We start from the raw sequence: 16152 nt of genomic DNA, 5'->3' as shown, positions 1-16152 counted from the left end.
CAGGCACGCAGACACGGTGCCGCACATATCAGCAGGAGATCGCCTCATGACCGCTGCCAGCATCCCGGACAAGCCGGCCCTCGAAGGTCTCGAGCAGAAGTGGGGCTCCTCCTGGGAGTCCGCGGGGACCTACCGGTTCGAGCGCGACGGCGCCACGCGTGAGTGCATCTACTCGATCGACACCCCGCCGCCGACCGCATCCGGCTCCCTGCACATCGGTCACGTCTTCAGCTACACGCACACCGATGTGATCGCCCGCTACCAGCGGATGACCGGCAAGCGCGTCTTCTACCCCATGGGCTGGGACGACAACGGTCTCCCGACCGAACGCCGCGTCCAGAACTACTACGGCGTCCGGTGCGACCCGACGCTCCCCTACGACGCCGACTTCACCCCGCCGTTCGAGGGTGGCGACAACAAGAGCACCAAGGCCGCCGACCAGATCCCGATCTCGCGTCGCAACTTCATCGAGCTGTGCGAGCGCCTCACCGTCGAGGACGAGCAGCAGTTCGAGGCCGTCTGGCGTGCGCTCGGCCTCTCCGTGGACTGGACGCAGAGCTACCGCACCATCGGCGACGAGTCGATCACGGCGAGCCAGCTCGCGTTCCTGCGCAACCTGGACCGCGGCGAGGCCTACCAGGCCATGGCGCCGACCCTCTGGGACATCACCTTCCGCACGGCGGTCGCCCAGGCGGAGCTCGAGGACAAGGAGCAGCCGGGCACCTACCGTCGACTCTCCTTCCACCGCCCCGACGGCGGCACCATCGAGATCGAGACCACACGGCCGGAGCTCCTCCCCGCCTGCGTCGCCCTCGTCGCCCACCCCGACGACGAGCGCTTCAAGCCGCTGTTCGGCACGACCGTGACCACGCCCGTGTTCGGCGTCGAGGTGCCCGTGCTCGCCCACCACCTCGCCCAGCCCGACAAGGGCGCCGGCATCGCGATGGTGTGCACCTTCGGCGACATCACCGACATCGTGTGGTGGCGCGAACTCGACCTGCCCAACCGCGCAATCCTCGGCTTCGACGGCCGCGTCATCTCGGAGGCCCCTGAGGCGATCACCTCCGAAGCCGGTCTCGAGGCATACGCGCAGCTCGCCGGGAAGACCGTCTTCAGCGCCAAGCAGACCGTCGTCGACCTCCTCGCAGCCTCGGGTGACCTGATCGGCGAGCCGAAGCAGATCACCCACCCGGTGAAGTTCTTCGAGAAGGGCGACAAGCCGCTCGAGATCGTCTCGACCCGCCAGTGGTACATCCGCAACGGCGCCCGCGACGAACAGCTCCGCAGCCGCCTCCTCGAACTCGGCTCGGAGCTCGAGTGGCACCCCGACTTCATGCGCGTGCGCTACGAGAACTGGGTCGGTGGCCTGTCCGGCGACTGGCTGATCTCCCGCCAGCGCTTCTTCGGTGTGCCGATCCCCCTCTGGTACCCGCTCGACGCCGACGGCAACCCGGTCTACGACCAGCCGATCGCGCCAGACCACGCCACCCTGCCCGTCGACCCGTCCAGCGATGCCGCACCCGGTTACGACGAGTCGCAGCGCGGCGTGCCCGGCGGGTTCATGGGCGAGGTCGACGTCATGGACACCTGGGCCACGTCGAGCCTCACCCCGCAGCTCGCCGGCGGCTGGGCGCGCGACCCCGAGCTCTGGGACCTGGTGTTCCCGTACTCGCTGCGCCCGCAGGGTCAGGACATCATCCGCACCTGGCTGTTCTCCACCATGCTCCGCAGCGTCCTCGAGTACGACCAGAAGCCGTGGGAGCACGCCTCCGTGTCCGGCTTCATCGTCGACCCCGACCGCAAGAAGATGTCGAAGTCGAAGGGCAACGTCGTCACGCCGGCGGCCATGCTCGAGCAGCACGGTTCGGACGCCGTCCGCTACTGGGCGGCCTCGAGCCGTCTCGGCACCGACGCCGCCTTCGACCCGCAGAACCCGACGCAGATCAAGATCGGCCGGCGCCTGGCGATCAAGGTGCTCAACGCCTCGAAGTTCATCCTCGGGTTCACCGGTCGTGAAGACGCCCCGGTGACGGAGGCCGTCGACCTCGCCATGCTGAGCGTGCTCCGCAAGACCGTCGCCGACGCCAGCACTGCGCTGGCCGGTTACGACCACGCGCGCGCCCTCGAGCTCACCGAGGCGTTCTTCTGGACGTTCTGCGACGACTACCTCGAGCTCGTCAAGGAGCGGGCCTACGGCGAGGAGAGCCCTGAGCAGGCTTCGGCGGTGGCCGCGCTGCGGATCGCGCTCTCGACCCTGCTCCGCCTGTTCGCCCCGTTCATCCCGTTCGCGGCCGAGGAAGCCTGGTCCTGGACGCACGACGGCTCCGTGCACCGTGCCAGCTGGCCGACCGACGAGGAGTTCGCAGGACTCGCGGCGGGCGAACCGCAGGTGCTGCAGCTCGCGAGCGAGGCGCTCACGGGCATCCGGCGCGCGAAGACCGACGCCAAGGCTTCCCAGAAGACCCCGGTGGACTCCGCGGTCATCGCCGGACCCGCCGCATCGATCGAGCTGCTCGAGCTCGTCGCAGACGACCTCCGCGCCGTCGGACGCATCGAGTCCCTCGAGTTCCGCACCGCCGACGTCCTGTCGGTCGGCGACATCGTCTTCACGCCGGCGGCCGACGCCGAGGAGGCACGCGCATGAGCGTCACCATCCGTCCCGCCGTCGAGAGCGACCTGTTCGCCTGGCACGCGCTGTACTCCGGCTACGGGGAGTTCTACGGCAACCCCCTGACCGACGAGAAGGCCGTGCTCGTGTGGGGCTGGCTCAGCGACCCGACCCATCCGTTGACCGCGCTCGTCGCTGAGGACGCACAGGGCGCCCTCGTCGGGCTCGCCCACTATCGCGTGTTCCCCCGTGCCCTCGCCGGTGGGACCGGGCTCTACCTCGACGACCTCTTCGTCGCCGAGGACGCCCGCACCGGCGGGGTCGGGACCGCGCTGATCGAGCACGTCCGCGACCTCGCGAAGGCGGACGGCCACAGCGTCGTCCGGTGGATCACCGCCGCCGACAACGAGCGCGCCCAGGCCGTGTACGACAAGCTGGCGACCCGCACGAGCTGGGTCACCTACGACCTGGAGCCGTGATGCAACTCGGAACCCGCTGGGCCGTCGGCGCCAAGCCACCGGAGAACGTGCCGACGCCGGTGCAGACGGCCATCGCCGCTGAGGAGCATGAGTTGCTCGCGCAGGGCGTCGACACGTCCTCGTGGCGCTGGACCCTCACCTGGCTCGAACGCCGGCCCGTGGTCGAGCTCGACGACGGTACGACCATCCGTCAGCACGCGGACGGATCCGTCAGCCTCACCCGACCGGACGACGACCACGACGACGACGAGGACTGAGCCTCCTCCCCGGCACGCTGGATAGGGTGAGGTATGGAATCACACACGAATCCGTTCCTCCAGCCGAGCACACTCCCCTATCAGCTGCCGCCGTTCGGCGAGATCCGCGCGGAGCACTTCCGCCCCGCCTTCACAGCCGGGTTCGCGCAGCAACTCGATGAGATCGCGGCGATCACCGCGCAGGACGACGCGCCGACCTTCGAGAACACGCTGATCCCGCTCGAACGGAGCGGCGCGATCCTCAGGCGGGTCGCAGCGGTCTTCTTCAATCAGAGTTCGGCGGACAGCTCCGCGTTCACCAATGAACTCGAGGAGGAGCTCGCTCCGCAGCTGGCCGCCCACGAGGACGCGATCAGGCTCGACCCCGCGCTCTACGCGCGGATCGCGGCGGTCCACGCGAGTCTCGACGAGCTCCAGCTGACCGCCGAGGCGGTCTACCTGGTCCGACGCGTGTACAGCGAACACACGCTCGCGGGCGCAGGTCTCGACGCCGAGGAGAAGCAGCGGCTCTCCGACCTCAATCTCCGCCTCTCGACACTGACCACCCGGTTCGAGAAGCGGCTCCTGGCCGACACCAACGAGCTCGCCGTCCACCTCACCGATGCCGCGGAGCTCGACGGCCTGAGTGCGGGCGAGATCTCCGCCGCGGCCCAGGCGGCCGCCGAGCGAGGCCTCGACGGCTGGCTCGTCACCCTCGTCCTCCCGACCGGCCATCCGGCGCTGTCGTCGTTGACGCACCGTGGCGTCCGCGAGCGGATCATGACGGCCTCCCGTGCTCGCGGCACACACGGCGGACCGAACGACAACCGCGACCTCGTCCTCGAGATCACCCGCCTCCGCGCTGAGCGCGCCGCGCTCCTGGGGTTCCCGTCGCACGCGGCAGTGGTCACCGCGGACCAGACCGCGGGGACCCCGGAGGCCGTCGCAGCGCTCCTCTCCCGTCTGGCGATCCCCGCCGCCCGCAACGCGGATCGGGAACAGCGCGAGCTCGAGCGGGTCACCGGTCTCGAGACCGTCGAGGCCTGGGATTGGCCGTTCGCGACCGAACAGGTCAGGATCGACCGGTTCGATGTCGACACCAGCGTGATGCGCCCGTACTTCGAAGCGGAGCGGGTCCTGTTCGACGGGGTGTTCGCCGCAGCGACCAAGCTCTACGGCATCACCTTCGCCGAACGGAGCGATCTTCAGGGCTACCACCCCGACGTCCGTGTCTTCGAGGTCTGGAACGAGGACGGCTCCGGCCTCGGCCTGTACCTCCTGGACCTGTACACCCGCGACAGCAAGCGCGGCGGCGCCTGGATGAACGCGCTCATCTCCCAGAACCGCCTGCTCGACCAGCCCACCGTCGTGGTCAACAACCTGAACGTCCCGAAGCCTGCCGACGGCGAACCGACCCTGCTGAGCCTCGACGAGGTCACGACCTTCTTCCACGAGTTCGGCCACGCGCTGCACGGTCTCTTCGCGGAGGTCGAGTACCCGCGGTTCTCCGGTACGAACGTCTTCCGGGACTTCGTCGAGTTCCCGAGCCAGGTGAACGAGATGTGGATGCTGTGGCCCGAGGTGCTCGCCGGCTACGCCAGGCACGTCGAGACCGGTGAGCCGATGCCGCAGGAACTGGTGGCGAAGCTCCAGGCGTCCGAGGGGTTCAACGAGGGCTTCTCGACGAGCGAGTACCTTGCAGCGGCGATGCTCGACCAGGCGTGGCACAGCATCGGTGCAGATGACAGGGTCGACGATGTGGAGGCGTTCGAGGCGGCGGCACTCCGATCCGCCGGACTCGACAATCCGGCCGTCCCGCCCCGCTACGCGAGCACGTACTTCGCCCATACCTTCTCGGGTGGATACGACGCCGGCTACTACTCCTACATCTGGAGCGAGGTGCTCGACGCCGACACCGTCGACTGGTTCACGGAGAACGGCGGACTGACGAGGGAGAACGGCGACCGCTTCCGCACCAAGCTCCTCGGGGTCGGCGGTTCGAAGGATCCTCTGGAGGCCTACCGCGAATTCCGTGGGCGCGACGCGGTCATCGAGCCGCTCCTCCGACGCCGCGGGCTCGAGGACTGAACGACGAAGCCCGCCGCAGCGACTCCGGAGGATCCGGGGGCTGCGGCGGGCTTGTTCACCGCTGGGGGTCGTCTAAGCCGACTTCTCCTGGCGGCGAGCCGCACGCGGGACGATCGTCGGGGCCGCGTTCTCGACGACGGACTCCCGGGTGATGACGACGCGAGCGACCTCGTCGGTGGAGGGCACCTCGAACATGATCGGCCCGAGCACCTCTTCCATGATGGCTCGGAGCCCTCGGGCACCGGTCTTGCGGAGGACGGCGAGGTCGGCGATCGCTTCGAGTGCCGCCTGGTCGAACTCCAGCTCGACGCCGTCGATCTCGAACATACGCTGGTACTGACGCACGAGCGCGTTCTTCGGGACCGTGAGGATCTCCATGAGCGCGTGCTGGTCGAGCGGCGTGACCGTCGTGACGACCGGCAGCCGGCCGATGAACTCAGGGATGAGGCCGAACTTGTGGAGGTCTTCCGGCAGGACCTCACCGAAGAGGTTCACGTCGTCGCCCTTGCTGTGCAGGGGTGCGCCGAAACCGATGCCCTTCTTGCCCGCTCGGGAGGAGATGATCTCCTCCAGCCCGGCGAAGGCCCCGGCGACGATGAACAGGACGTTCGTCGTGTCGATCTGGATGAACTCCTGGTGCGGGTGCTTCCGGCCGCCCTGCGGGGGTACCGAGGCGACGGTTCCCTCGAGGATCTTGAGGAGCGCCTGCTGGACACCCTCACCGGAGACGTCGCGCGTGATGGAGGGGTTCTCCGCCTTGCGGGCGATCTTGTCGACCTCGTCGATGTAGATGATGCCGGTCTCCGCGCGCTTGACGTCGTAGTCGGCGGCCTGGATGAGCTTGAGGAGGATGTTCTCGACGTCCTCGCCGACGTAGCCGGCCTCGGTCAGTGCGGTCGCATCGGCGACGGCGAAGGGGACGTTCAGTCGCTTCGCGAGGGTCTGCGCGAGATACGTCTTGCCGCATCCGGTCGGCCCGATGAGGAGGATGTTGCTCTTCGCGATCTCGATGTCGTCGTGCACCGTCTCGGCGGGAGCGAGCGTGGCGCGTGAGCGGACGCGCTTGTAGTGGTTGTACACCGCGACCGAGAGCGCCTTCTTCGCGGCCTCCTGGCCGATGACGTACTCCTCGAGGAAGGCGAAGATCTCCTTCGGCTTCGGGAGGTCGAACTCGCTCACCGTCTCCTCGCTCGCTTCAGCGAGTCGCTCGGCGATGATCTCGTTGCACAACTCGACGCACTCGTCGCAGATGTACACGCCGGGACCAGCGATCAGCTGCTGGACCTGCTTCTGGCTCTTGCCGCAGAACGAGCACTTGAGCAGATCGGCGCTTTCGCCTATCCGTGCCATGTCTTTCCCTCTCCCTGGAGATTCGGTGCTCCGAGCCTAACCTGTCCCTGCGACAACTCGGCGCGCCACCCCGCTGGGATGACGCGCCGAGTCGTGAGCACGGGAGCCGGGTCAGGCCGTGATGGCCGCGACCGGGTTCTTCCGCGAGGTGAGCACCTGGTCGATGAGACCGTACTCGAGCGCCTCGGCGGCCGAGAGGATCTTGTCGCGGTCGATGTCCTTGTTGACCTGCTCCACCGAACGGTTGGAGTGGTGTGCGAGGGTCGACTCGAGCCAGCCGCGCATGCGGAGGATCTCGGCCGCCTGGATCTCGATGTCCGAAGCCTGTCCGTGGCCGGCCTCGCCGACGGCGGGCTGGTGGATCAGGATGCGGGCGTTCGGGAGGGCCAGGCGCTTGCCCGGCGTGCCGGCGGCGGTGAGCACGGCAGCGGCGGAGGCCGCCTGTCCGAGGACCACCGTCATGACGTGCGGACGGATGTACTGCATCGTGTCGTAGATCGCCGTCATCGCGGTGAACGAGCCACCGGGTGAGTTGATGTACATGACGATGTCGCGGTCGGGGTCCATGCTCTCGAGCACGAGCAGCTGGGCCATGATGTCGTCGGCCGATGCGTCGTCGACCTGCACGCCGAGGAAGATGATGCGGTCCTCGAAGAGCTTCGCGTACGGGTCCTGGCGCTTGTAGCCGTAGGCCGTGCGCTCTTCGAAGCTCGGGAGGATGTAGCGAGCACCCGGCATCTGCAGCGAGCGGCCCGCCGCACTGAACGTTGGAGTCTCCATGTGTTGCATTCCTGTCTGGTCGAAGCCGGGTTACTTGTCGCTGTCGACGGTTCCGCCGCCGCCGGCCACGTCGAGCGCGGACTCACGGAGGTGGTCGACGAAACCGTATTCGAGCGCCTCTTCGGCGTTGAACCAGCGGTCGCGGTCGCCATCGGCGTTGATCTGCTCGACGCTCTTGCCGGTCTGCGCCGCGGTGATCTCGGCGAGACGGCGCTTCATGTCGAGGATGAGCTGCGCCTGGGTCTGGATGTCGCTCGACGTCCCGCCGAATCCGCCGTGCGGCTGGTGGAGGAGCACGCGGGCGTTCGGGGTGATGTAGCGCTTGCCCTTGGTGCCGGCCGTGAGGAGGAGCTGACCCATCGACGCGGCCATGCCGATACCGACCGTGACGATGTCGTTCGGCACGAACTGCATGGTGTCGTAGATGGCCATGCCGGCCGTGATGGAGCCACCGGGCGAGTTGATGTAGAGGTAGATGTCGCGCTTCGGGTCGTCCGCGGCGAGGAGCAGCAGCTTGGCCGCGATCTCGTTCGCGTTCTCGTCGCGGACCTCGGCGCCCAGCCAGATGATCCGGTCCTTCAGCAGGCGGTCAAAGACACTGGGCGAGAACTGTGGTTCGGCCATTATCGCTCCGTTTCGGTTGTGCAGTGGTTCGAATCTATCGGAGGCGACGCACCACCAACGCCCTGTTCGCCCTCGGCAGACTCCCGGGCGACGGGGTTCGCCGGCAGCGGACGGCGAGCGGACGGAAGGCGCGACCGTCGGGGCTCAGCGGAGCGGATCCGTCTCGAGTTCGTCGGCGTAGGCGCGGACGGACCGGTGGTATCGCGGCAGGTGCGGCACGAGGGCGCGGAGGGCGACGGCGGTCGCTCGACGCGGGTCCCCCGAGCTGGCGAGCGCCAGGGCCAGGAAGGCCGCGGTCGCGTCCGCGTACGGACCGGTCGGATCGTCCGCGAGCTGCTGTTCGAGCAGGACGACGCTCTCAGCGGTCCGACCGAGGTTGCGGAGGGTGCTGGCCAGTTGGATGATCACCTGCGGACGGTGCTCCTCGTCGAGCCCGGCCTCGAGCGCGGCGCGATAGCAGACCTCGGCCTCGACCTCGTGGCCGGCGGAGTCGCGTGCACCGGCAGCCTCGAACGCGGCGCGGGCGTCACCCGGCGGACGCTCGGCGGCCAGGGCGTCGATGGCCGCGATGCGCTGCTCGTCGTCGATGGTCTCGTCGGCCCAGACGGCTGCGACGCGGTCGTCCCAGCCGGTTGCGTCGGTCGTCGTCATGATGGCTCCCATTCGGCTGACGTGTCCGGAGACGACGACAGGGGCGGAATCGCTTCCGCCCCTGTCGTCACTGCTGGTGCTGTCCTACTCGGCAGCGGCCTCGTCGGCAGCGGCCTTCTTGGCCGGTGCCTTCTTGGCGGGCGCCTTCTTCGCAGGTGCCTTCTTGGCGGCGGCCTTCTTCGGCTCTGCCTCGGCCGGAGCCTCGTCGGCGGCGTCCTCGGCCGGAGCCTCGGTCGTCTCGTCGGCTGCAGTCTCGGTGGCGGCGTCCTCGTCCTCGTCCTCGACCACGGCGACGAAGTCGCTCAGGTCGACAGGCTTGCCGTTGGAGTCGACGACCTCGGCCTTGCCGAGCGCGATGGCGATGGCCTTGTTGCGGGCGACCTCGCCGACCATGGCGGGGATCTGACCCTGCTGGCCGAGTGCCTCGATGAACTCACCGGGCTCCATGCCGTACTGCGACGCGCTCTGGATGAGGTACTCGGTGAGCTCGTTCTGGTTCACCTGGACGTTGAGCGACTCCGCGAGTGCGTCGAGGAGGAGCTGCGTGCGCAGTGCCTTCTCGCTGGACTCGGTGACCTCGGCGCGGTGCTCGTCGTCCTCGAGGCGGTTCTCGCCCTCGAGGTGACGGTGCACCTCGTCCTCGATGACGCTCTCGGGCACGGGGATCTGCGCGGCCTCGAGCATGGCGTCGACGAGCGCGGTGCGTGCGTCGCGGCCCTGGGTGATGACCTGCTGGCGCTCGACGACCTCGCGCAGCTGCGCCTTGAACTCGTCGATGGTGTCGAACTCGCTCGCGATCTGAGCGAAGTCGTCGTCGGCCTCGGGAAGCTCGCGCTCCTTGACGGCGGTCAGCGTGACGGTGACCTCGGCGTCCTCGCCCTCGTGCTCGCCACCGAGCAGCGGCGAGGTGAAAGTGGTGGTCTCACCGGCGGTGAGGGAGTCGAGTGCCTCGTCGATGCCGGTGAGCAGCTCGCCCGAACCGATCTCGTAGGAGACGCCGCTCGCGCGGTCGACCTCGGCGTCGTTGATCTTGGCGACCAGGTCGAGCTGGGCGAAGTCGCCCGTCTTGGCCGGGCGGTCGACGGTCACGAGCGTGCCGAAGCGTGCACGGATGCGGTCGAGCTCGTCCTGGACGTCGGCTTCGCCGGCTTCCTGGGCGTCGACGGTGAGCTTGAGGCCCTCGTAGGCGGGAAGCGTGATCTCGGGACGGACGTCGACCTCGATGTTCACGAGCAGGTCGCCGGAGAAGTCCTTCTCGTTCGGCCACTCGACGATGTCGGCCTGCGGGCGGCCGAGCGGACGGAGTTCGTTCTCCTCGAGTGCCTTGCGGAAGAAGCCGTCGAGGCCCTCGTTGACGGCGTGCTCGATCACGGCGCCCTTGCCGACGCGCTGGTCGATGATCGCCGGTGGCACCTTGCCCTTACGGAAGCCTGGGACGTTGATGTCCTCGGCGATGTGTCCGTAGGCGTGGGTGATGCTCGGCTTGAGCTCCTCGGGCGTCACCGCGATGGCGAGCTTGACGCGAGTGGGGCTCAGCTTCTCGACCGTGGTCTTCACGTGATTACTTCTCCTGTGTCGGGGATTCTGCCTCAGTTGAGGACGCAAAACGGAGTCGGGGCGACAGGATTCGAACCTGCGACCTCCCGGTCCCAAACCGGGCGCTCTACCAAGCTGAGCTACGCCCCGGATCGGCGACAATCCGGCCAGCCGGCCCGACCGACGAGCGGTGGGCGAAATGGCCTCGGTCAGTCTAGCCCAGAATCTGTGCGGCCCCTGTGCGGTTTCCGGGGCGGAACGGGCCTCGGGACACGGAGCTGCACGGATGGGCGCTCGGGATGCAGTAGCATTACCAGGTGAGTTCGTCGCATTGCGGCGCCTCGGGGATGTAGCTCAATGGTAGAGCCTCAGTCTTCCAAACTGATTACGCGGGTTCGATTCCCGTCATCCCCTCTCCATTCATCAGAACCAGGCAGCGCCGTGCGAGCAGGCGCGACGGTTCGGCTCCGGTCCAGCGGCCTTCTGACGCCGCGCCCTTCGACAGACTCAGGGACCGAAACTTCCCGGGCGAACCTCTCCCGGTCACTGAGCTTGTCGAAGTGCCCAGGAGCCACCCTTGGACACACTGAGACACCGAAACATTCCGGGCACACTTCTCCCGGTCACTGAGCTTGTCGAAGTGCCCACGAGGACGCTTTGTCGTTCGGAGGTCAGAACGGCGCGGGATCCGGTTCGGTTCGATGGCGTTTCCCGTCGGGTGTCGTCCAGTCGAGTGGTCCGGCGGGCCCATGTTCGAGGTTCCATCCGGGTAGGTGTTTCATCCGGTGGTGATGTCGGCACAGGCATGCGAGATTGCCGACATCTGTCGTCCCGCCGTCCTCCCACGCTACGGAGTGGTCGAGGTCGCAGACTCTGGCCCGCCTCCCGCAACCGGGTGCGCGACAGGTGCCGTCCCGGAGGCGGACCGCGCGTTGCAGATCGGCCGGAACGCGGTATTGATTCCGCCCGACGGAGAGGACTGCGCCGGTTTCCGGTTGGACCAGGATCCGCATGAAGCTGGGGGCGTTCACCGCGATACGGGCTGCGGTCTCGGGGTCGATCGGTCCGTATCCGTCGAGCATGCCGGGTGCGTCGGAGACGCCGGCCATGGTGAGCGCCGGGACGGTGATCTGCACGGTGGGCTTGATGTGCTCCTGCACCTCGATCGGGTGCGGCAGCACTGGGCTGTACATCACGTCTTCCGGGGTCACACCGGTGAGCGCGAGCGCCGCGAGGGCGTCGGCCTGCAGCTGGGCGCAGGTGCGGGTGTCACCGGCCTTGCGCGACTCCGCTGCAGCCGCTTCGACCCGCTCCGCGATGCCCTGCGCGATCGGTGCCGTGGTGAACAGGTGCACCCACGCCATGCCGTCCGCCGCGGGCTCGAACTCCACCCGGCGGTCCGCTTCTGAGCGGACCGCTCGGGCGGTGATCGACTCGGGGTGGAGACGCTCCCGCAGGACGCGGGCTCGGTTCTTGAGGCCTGCGGCGGTCATGCGCTCCGCCTCTGGCAGGACCTGGTCGAGAAACGCTGCCCGTCCCGCGGTCGGGACGTCGCAGAGCTGGTCGGTGATCACCTGCGCATGCCGCGCCGAGATCCGGCCAGCCTCCAGTGACGCCAGCACAGCCGGTGCGTCATTCACCAGACGTTCGGCGTCGTTCGTCGCAAGCTGGACCGTCCGCTCCGGCATCCGGGTCGCCATCGCGAGGGCCGCACACGTCGACCGACGGGACAGCGCCCGACGCTCAGCTGGCGGAAAGGTCGCCGGGACCGTGACATCCGCGAAGGCATCGGCATAGGCGGCGGAGCGGGCCAGCAGACGCGCCTTCCGTGCGTCCAAGACGGCCTGCTGCCGGTGGATCTCAGTCCACTCGTCCGAGAATTCAGCCAGCTGCGCGGCGTACTCGTCGCCGACGCGGATCGCGGTGAGGGTGGTCTCGGTCATGGAACAAGTTCATCATGGACCACTGACATTCCAGATGCCGAGTAGAAGCGACTGTGGAAGTTCCTCGTGTGCCCTTCGACAAGCTCAGGGACCGGAGGAGGTTACTCAGGGACCGGGAGAAGGCCACCGGAGCGGGAGGTCCCTCCTGAGCGCTTCGACAGGTCCGGGCGGGGGCGGAGCACAGGATGCCCGACGCCCTAGGCTGAGCGCATGCGACTCGACGCGATCTGGCCCCACATCTGGACGGTGGCCGGTGCGCTCGTCTTCTTCGTCGGGGTGTACGCACTCGCGACCGGGCGACTCGGCGTCGGACTCATCTGCATGATCGGCTGCGTCGTCTGCCTGTCCGGCTCGCTCGCCGCGCAGCGTCGCCTCCGGAAGCGCGACGCACGCCGCCGCTAGTCTTCGTCGACGGCTGCGGCGTGGACCGCTCTGAGCGCGACGTAGTGTGCGGCGTTCTGCCGGATCGCCTCCCGCTCGTCGGCCGTCAGCTCCCGCCGCACCTTGGCGGGGACCCCCGCGACGAGCGAACCGGGCGGCACGATCATGCCCTCGAGGACCACCGCTCCCCCGGCGACGAGCGACCCGGCACCGATCACGGCGCCACTCAGGACCACGGAACCCATCCCGATGAGGCAGTCGTCCTCAACCGTGCAGCCGTGGACGACCGCGTTGTGCCCGACGGAGACGTTGCGTCCGATGACCGTCGGGTGGCCACTGTCCGTGTGCACGGCGACCCCGTCCTGGATGTTGGACCCTGCGCCGAGCCTGATCGAGTCGGAGTCCGCGCGGAGGACGGCGTTGTACCAGACGCTCGAATCCGCGGCGAGCGTCACGGCGCCCACCAGCACGGAGCCCGGCGCCGTGTAGGCACTCGGGTCGATCTGGGGCGAGCGTCCGTCTGAGAGTTTCCTGACCGTACCGTGCAGCGTCATACCGGCCACGCTATCGCAGGCGGCCCCAGCCGTCGGGAACCCGCGTCGTTCCGGGGTGAATCGCCGGTACGGTCAGGCTTTCCTTGCTGAGTGCACCCTTCGTAAGCCGAGCCTCGACTTCCTTGCGGAATGTCTGCGGCCGAGTACCGTTGCATTCAAGCAGACCGACGAATCCGCCCGACCAGGGCCTCACTCGTCAACGAAGGGGAAACACCATGACCGACATCACCACCTCCATTCCGCAGGCCGTCGCCAACCCGGACGTCGCAGCAGGCACCGCGCAGTTCCTCAGCCCCGTCGTCGTCGACCTCACCGCCATCGTCGTCAACGGCAAGCAGGCCCACTGGCACGTGCGTGGCGCGAACTTCATCGGCGTCCACGAGCTGCTCGACGACATCGTCGACCACGCGCAGGAGTGGGCCGACCTCGCCGCAGAGCGCATCGTCGCCCTCGGACTCCCGGTCGACGCACGCCTCAGCACCGTCGCCGCGAAGACCAGCACGCCCGAGCTGAGCGAGGGCTTCCAGCAGTCCGACCGCACCATCGCCGAGGTCATCGCCCTCATCGACGCGGCCTCCGCCTCGGTCAACACCGCGGTCGACGAGCTCGACGAGCTCGACCAGACCAGCCAGGACATCGCGATCGAGATCGCCCGCGGCCTCGACAAGGACCGCTGGTTCCTCTTCGCCCACCTCAGCCGGTAGCACCCCGGCGGGGCGGCCCGCCAGCGTCACCCACGAAGGGGCAGTCATCCGTGACTGCCCCTTCGTCGTGCGTGTCACCCGTCAACCGTTGCGCTGGAGCAGGGCCAAGACCGCGAGGACGCGTCGGTGGTCGCTCCCGGAGTCCTCGAGACCGAGCTTCTGGAAGATGGCCGAGATGTGCTTCTCGACCGCACCGACACCGACCCGCAGGCGTTCGGCGATCGCCGCGTTCGTACGGCCCTCCGCCATGGCGGAGAGCACCTCCGTCTCACGTGGGGTCAGGCCGGCCAACGGGTCGCGCTGTGCTGCGAACAGGGTGCGGACCACGTCGGGGTCGAGGACGGTCCCTCCCTCGACCAACCGGTGGATCGCGTCCTGCACCTCCTCCAGTGAGGCGACCCGGTCCTTGAGGAGATAACCGATCCCACGCCCGCCGTCCGCGAGCAGCTCCCGGGCGTAGACGGTCTCGACGTACTGGCTGAGCAGCAGGACGGGGAGGTCGGGATGCTCGGCACGCAGCGCTATCGCTGCGCGGACCCCTTCGTCCCGGAACGTGGTCGGCATGCGGACGTCCATGACGATGAGGTCCGGTCGGTCCGCCGCGAGCCCGCGCTGGAGCGCCTCCGCATCGGCGTACGCGGCGACCGTGACGAAGCCGGCCTCGTCGAACAGTCGCATCAGGCCCTCGCGGAGGAGTGTCGAATCCTCGGCGATCACGATGCGGAGCGGTCCTCCACCGGCACGGTCAGGGCTGATCACGCGTTCAGCCTAGGGGGAGCGAGATCGAGACGGCGCTGCCACGTGCGACGCCGTCCCACACCGGGGCCGGCTCGATCACCAGTCTCCCGCCGAGGCCCTGCGCCCGTTCGGTCAGGCCTTCGAGACCGTGGCCCGGTTCCAGGTGCGCGCCGCCCCGACCGTCATCCGTCACGCGGAGGGTGAGCCGCGAACCCAGCTGCTGGTCCACTGTCACGTGGGCCTCGACGCCGGCGCGCCGCGCATCCGCATGCTTCGACACGTTGGTCAGGAGTTCGGCGACGATGAAGTAGATCCCACGTTCCGTCTCACGAGGCAGCGTCACCGATGAGACGACCGCCAGCTCCGCCCTCGTCGGCACCGGACACCGTGCGGCGAGGTCGTCGAGTGCGGCGACGAGGCCGCGGTCCTGCAGCAGTGGCGGCATCAGGCCCTTCGAGAGCGCGCGGAGTTCGTCGAGTGTCTCGGCGGCCTGGGCGCGCGCCTCACCCAGGAGGGAGCGTGCGGAGGCGGGGTCCGTGTCGAGGCGTCGTTCGGCGGCCGCGAGATCCATCTGCAGCCGGACGAGTCGCTGCTGCGGACCATCGTGGATGTCCCGTTCGAGCCGCCGCACCGCGCCCGCCTCAGCCGAGACGGCGGCACCGCGTGCACGCCGCTCCGCCAGGAGCTCGGCTCGCAGCTCCTCCTGTGGCCGCGCACCGAACAGCCCGGAGGCGACGGCGTGGTGCAGCAGCACCAGCACCCGGAGGACCAGCGGGAGCGTCACGAGGAACACGACACCGAGCGCGAGGTTCCAGAGCTTGTCGGCGAGCAACGCGTCCGACGGGTCCAGCGTGGGAGCCAGCAGCTCCGCGAAGCCCGAGGAGGAACCAGCCGAGAGCCGGTCCGCCCAGATCCAGTACGTCGTGCCGGCGACGGCACCCACGGTCCAGGTGATGGTCAGTCCCCAGGTGACGCCCCCGACGATCGGGTTCACGAGGACCGTGTGCAGGGCCGCGAGCCACCAACGCGGTCCGGCGAGTGGAGCGAGCACGGCACCCAGTGTCGTCTCGGTCCCGATGGACGACCGCCAGGCTCCTCCTCGGATCGGCGGGAGACCCGTCGTGCGGAGACGCGCGACCTCGAGCTCCACGAACGCCCGCGAGACCCAGAGGCCGCCGACGATGATCAGGAGACCGACCCCCAGGATCGCGAGCCCGAAGCCGAGGGAGAGGATCACCACGGCCACGATGCTTCCGGCGATGACGATCGGCAGGTTGGGCAGCAGGAACAGGAGCGATCCGGGGACGTCCCGCCAGAGCCGACCGTATCGCCACGCGCCTCGGGTGGAGGGATCGGGCTTCGCCGACGCGTCGAGCTGTCGGCCGATGGCGGTGGTCATGAAGGAGGTCCTTTCGACGGAGCGGTCCCGGCTCTCGCACCGGGCTCGCCTCAGTCTGTTCGGCTCCGCCGACGAACGGCA

15 protein-coding genes and 2 tRNA genes are annotated in these 16152 nt (G+C 68.6%); 7 read left to right on the top strand and 10 right to left on the bottom strand.

The window, feature by feature from the left end; all coding sequences use genetic code 11:
• The first annotated feature begins 46 nt into the window (after nt 1-46).
• Genes valS through GV015_RS11680 form a run of 4 tightly spaced genes read left to right on the top strand, consistent with a single transcriptional unit; the run spans nt 47 to nt 5411 of the window.
• The gene (valS, locus tag GV015_RS11695) at nt 47-2644 is read left to right on the top strand and encodes a valine--tRNA ligase (protein WP_159878466.1); all 2598 of its coding nucleotides are present in this window, start codon (nt 47-49) and stop codon (nt 2642-2644) included.
• Entirely contained in the window at nt 2641-3087 is a 447-nt protein-coding gene (locus tag GV015_RS11690; protein ID WP_064295157.1) for a GNAT family N-acetyltransferase, read from the top strand. The genes valS and GV015_RS11690 overlap by 4 nt, the downstream gene beginning before the upstream one ends.
• Nucleotides 3087-3344, top strand: a complete 258-nt coding sequence (locus GV015_RS11685) for a hypothetical protein (protein ID WP_159878464.1) — start codon at nt 3087-3089, stop codon at nt 3342-3344. The genes GV015_RS11690 and GV015_RS11685 overlap by 1 nt, the downstream gene beginning before the upstream one ends.
• A gap of 33 nt (nt 3345-3377) precedes the next feature.
• Nucleotides 3378-5411: a M3 family metallopeptidase gene (locus GV015_RS11680; RefSeq protein WP_159878462.1), complete on the top strand. Its 2034-nt coding sequence runs from the start codon at nt 3378-3380 to the stop codon at nt 5409-5411.
• Nucleotides 5412-5483: 72 nt separating this feature from the next.
• Here the strand turns inward: GV015_RS11680 and clpX are convergent, their stop codons facing one another.
• The 6 genes from clpX to GV015_RS11650 form a co-directional block, all read right to left on the bottom strand.
• On the bottom strand, nt 5484-6761 hold the full coding sequence (gene clpX / locus GV015_RS11675; protein WP_064295154.1) for an ATP-dependent Clp protease ATP-binding subunit ClpX: 1278 nt from the start codon (nt 6759-6761) through the stop codon (nt 5484-5486).
• 111 nt (nt 6762-6872) lie between these two features.
• On the bottom strand, nt 6873-7541 hold the full coding sequence (locus tag GV015_RS11670; RefSeq protein WP_056006676.1) for an ATP-dependent Clp protease proteolytic subunit: 669 nt from the start codon (nt 7539-7541) through the stop codon (nt 6873-6875).
• Between the two features lie 30 nt (nt 7542-7571).
• Nucleotides 7572-8165, bottom strand: a complete 594-nt coding sequence (locus tag GV015_RS11665) for an ATP-dependent Clp protease proteolytic subunit (RefSeq protein ID WP_056006680.1) — start codon at nt 8163-8165, stop codon at nt 7572-7574.
• Between the two features lie 144 nt (nt 8166-8309).
• Entirely contained in the window at nt 8310-8816 is a 507-nt protein-coding gene (locus tag GV015_RS11660) for a tetratricopeptide repeat protein (RefSeq protein ID WP_159878460.1), read from the bottom strand.
• An 84-nt stretch (nt 8817-8900) separates the two neighbouring features.
• Nucleotides 8901-10373, bottom strand: a complete 1473-nt coding sequence (gene tig / locus GV015_RS11655) for a trigger factor (RefSeq protein ID WP_159878458.1) — start codon at nt 10371-10373, stop codon at nt 8901-8903.
• A gap of 55 nt (nt 10374-10428) precedes the next feature.
• Nucleotides 10429-10502, bottom strand: a tRNA-Pro gene (locus tag GV015_RS11650).
• A 193-nt stretch (nt 10503-10695) separates the two neighbouring features.
• On the opposite strand from GV015_RS11650, the gene GV015_RS11645 reads away from it, so the two are divergent.
• Nucleotides 10696-10766, top strand: a tRNA-Gly gene (locus GV015_RS11645).
• Nucleotides 10767-11023: 257 nt separating this feature from the next.
• Here the strand turns inward: GV015_RS11645 and GV015_RS11640 are convergent.
• Nucleotides 11024-12295, bottom strand: a complete 1272-nt coding sequence (locus GV015_RS11640; RefSeq protein WP_159878456.1) for an HNH endonuclease signature motif containing protein — start codon at nt 12293-12295, stop codon at nt 11024-11026.
• 210 nt (nt 12296-12505) lie between these two features.
• Here GV015_RS11640 and GV015_RS11635 point away from each other — a divergent pair, with 210 nt between their 5' ends.
• A complete protein-coding gene (locus tag GV015_RS11635) occupies nt 12506-12697 on the top strand; it encodes a hypothetical protein (RefSeq protein ID WP_079705708.1) in 192 nt (63 codons plus the stop codon).
• On the opposite strand, the gene GV015_RS11630 is transcribed toward GV015_RS11635, so the two are convergent.
• Complete coding sequence (locus tag GV015_RS11630; RefSeq protein WP_159878454.1) at nt 12694-13230, bottom strand: gamma carbonic anhydrase family protein; 537 nt, start codon at nt 13228-13230, stop codon at nt 12694-12696. The genes GV015_RS11635 and GV015_RS11630 overlap by 4 nt on opposite strands.
• 215 nt (nt 13231-13445) lie before the next feature.
• Between GV015_RS11630 and GV015_RS11625 the strand changes: the two genes are divergently transcribed.
• A complete protein-coding gene (locus GV015_RS11625; protein ID WP_064295149.1) occupies nt 13446-13934 on the top strand; it encodes a Dps family protein in 489 nt (162 codons plus the stop codon).
• An 81-nt stretch (nt 13935-14015) separates the two neighbouring features.
• On the opposite strand, the gene GV015_RS11620 is transcribed toward GV015_RS11625, so the two are convergent.
• Together GV015_RS11620 and GV015_RS11615 are read right to left on the bottom strand one after the other, a co-directional pair.
• Complete coding sequence (locus tag GV015_RS11620; RefSeq protein WP_256377212.1) at nt 14016-14693, bottom strand: response regulator transcription factor; 678 nt, start codon at nt 14691-14693, stop codon at nt 14016-14018.
• Nucleotides 14694-14697: 4 nt separating this feature from the next.
• Nucleotides 14698-16071: a sensor histidine kinase gene (locus tag GV015_RS11615; protein ID WP_159878452.1), complete on the bottom strand. Its 1374-nt coding sequence runs from the start codon at nt 16069-16071 to the stop codon at nt 14698-14700.
• Between the last annotated feature and the right edge of the window lie 81 nt (nt 16072-16152).

The organism is Plantibacter sp. T3, from assembly GCF_902506515.1.
Taxonomy (GTDB): domain Bacteria; phylum Actinomycetota; class Actinomycetes; order Actinomycetales; family Microbacteriaceae; genus Plantibacter; species Plantibacter auratus.
The sequence above is the reverse complement of the archived record's forward strand: the minus strand, read 5'-3'. Positions and strand labels throughout refer to the sequence as shown.

What these genes read in the sequence shown, in the direction of transcription:
- clpX (WP_064295154.1), bottom strand. Translation starts at nt 6,761, where the DNA reads ATGGCACGGATAGGCGAAAGCGCCGATCTGCTCAAGTGCTCGTTCTGC.
- valS (WP_159878466.1), top strand. Translation starts at nt 47, where the DNA reads ATGACCGCTGCCAGCATCCCGGACAAGCCGGCCCTCGAAGGTCTCGAG.
- GV015_RS11615 (WP_159878452.1), bottom strand. Translation starts at nt 16,071, where the DNA reads ATGACCACCGCCATCGGCCGACAGCTCGACGCGTCGGCGAAGCCCGAT.
- GV015_RS11690 (WP_064295157.1), top strand. Translation starts at nt 2,641, where the DNA reads ATGAGCGTCACCATCCGTCCCGCCGTCGAGAGCGACCTGTTCGCCTGG.
- GV015_RS11630 (WP_159878454.1), bottom strand. Translation starts at nt 13,230, where the DNA reads ATGACGCTGCACGGTACGGTCAGGAAACTCTCAGACGGACGCTCGCCC.
- GV015_RS11660 (WP_159878460.1), bottom strand. Translation starts at nt 8,816, where the DNA reads ATGACGACGACCGACGCAACCGGCTGGGACGACCGCGTCGCAGCCGTC.
- GV015_RS11685 (WP_159878464.1), top strand. Translation starts at nt 3,087, where the DNA reads ATGCAACTCGGAACCCGCTGGGCCGTCGGCGCCAAGCCACCGGAGAAC.
- GV015_RS11625 (WP_064295149.1), top strand. Translation starts at nt 13,446, where the DNA reads ATGACCGACATCACCACCTCCATTCCGCAGGCCGTCGCCAACCCGGAC.
- GV015_RS11670 (WP_056006676.1), bottom strand. Translation starts at nt 7,541, where the DNA reads ATGGAGACTCCAACGTTCAGTGCGGCGGGCCGCTCGCTGCAGATGCCG.
- GV015_RS11640 (WP_159878456.1), bottom strand. Translation starts at nt 12,295, where the DNA reads ATGACCGAGACCACCCTCACCGCGATCCGCGTCGGCGACGAGTACGCC.
- GV015_RS11635 (WP_079705708.1), top strand. Translation starts at nt 12,506, where the DNA reads ATGCGACTCGACGCGATCTGGCCCCACATCTGGACGGTGGCCGGTGCG.
- GV015_RS11665 (WP_056006680.1), bottom strand. Translation starts at nt 8,165, where the DNA reads ATGGCCGAACCACAGTTCTCGCCCAGTGTCTTTGACCGCCTGCTGAAG.
- GV015_RS11680 (WP_159878462.1), top strand. Translation starts at nt 3,378, where the DNA reads ATGGAATCACACACGAATCCGTTCCTCCAGCCGAGCACACTCCCCTAT.